General features: G+C 77.7%; 1 protein-coding gene. It reads right to left on the reverse strand.

Annotation, left to right across the window (positions count from 1 at the left end; all coding sequences use genetic code 11):
• Positions 1-1,239: DNA repair ATPase (locus J0670_RS38265; protein ID WP_207817372.1), on the reverse strand; the 1,239-nt coding region annotated here is incomplete at both ends.

Raw genomic sequence — 1,239 nt, forward strand, 5'->3', positions numbered from 1 at the left:
CGGCGCGGGCGCGGTTGAGCAGCCCGAGCACGTCGGCGAGCCGGTCCAGGATGGCGGTGCGGGTGGTGGCATCGGCCAGGTCGAGGGTGCCGACCAGCTCCGAGACGGTCTGCAACGCCTCGCTCTGCTCGGCCAGTCGGGCGGACAGCGGCTCGGCCTCGGCGGCGGTCGCGATGGCGGCGCAGTGCTCGGCCAGCTCGCCCGCCCGGCGCCGGTGCGGCTCGAAGGCGGCGGGCTCGGCGAGCTGGACCACGGCCCGGTCGGCGGCCTCGGCCAGCCCCTGGGCGAGGTGCTCGGCGAGCGCGTCGATCCGTTCGCGGTCCGCCCGGGGCAGCTCGCGCAGGGCCTCCACCCGGCCCTGGGCGCGGCGCAGCCCGGCGAGCCGCTCGACCCACTCGGCGGCGTCGGCCAGCGTCTCGCCGCGGGCGGTGCGCAGCAGGCCCTCGACGTGGTCGGCGGTCTCGTCGGTCCGGGCGGCGGCGTGCGCGGTGAGCTGGGCGATCGCCTCGTACTCGGCGATGACCTGCCGGGCGGTGTCGCGGATCTCGGCGAGCGGCTCGGCGAGGTCGCCGAGGCCGCTCTGGCCGAGCCAGTGGTGGCGGTCGGCGGTGCGGGTGCAGGCGGTGAGGACGGCCCGGTGGCCGGCCGGGGTGTCGGCCCCGGCGGCGGCGAGCCGGGCGAGGGCGAGGCAGTCGGCCAGGCCGCGGACCAGGTCGGCGTTGCCGATCCTGGCCAACGGGCCGCTGCCGGGCGGCTGTTCGGCGGCGTGGCGCTCGCTGGTGAACGGGCTCCGCCACAGCTGGACGGGGTGCAGCCGGGTGGGGCCGTCCTCGGCCGGGCGCAGGGCGATCAAGGTGCCGTCGTCGAGCAGCGCGTAGCCCTGGCAGGCGAGCGGGGCGGCGGCCTCCTGGCGGACGCTGTTGTACGGCTGGAGCAGCGCGCGCCCGTCGGCGGGGGAGCGGAACTCGTACAGCACGTCCTCGCCGTTGGGCGACAGGACGGTGCGCTCGTACAGCAGGCCGTCCACCGGCTGGTCGAAGGTGCGCACGGTGCCGTCGGCGAGGTGGCAGCCGCCGGGGAAGGCCACGCCCTGGTCGGCGGGCAGCCGCAGGCAGGACTGGCCGAGCGCGTCGATCCTGGTGACCTTGCCGGTGGGCAGGTGGACCACCAGGTGCCGGACGGTCTCCTCCTGGTACGGGCGCACCCGCACCAGGAGGAGGGTGCCGAGCCGGGCGTGGG

It is taken from the genome of Streptomyces sp. FH025 (assembly GCF_017427025.1).
GTDB lineage: Bacteria > Actinomycetota > Actinomycetes > Streptomycetales > Streptomycetaceae > Kitasatospora.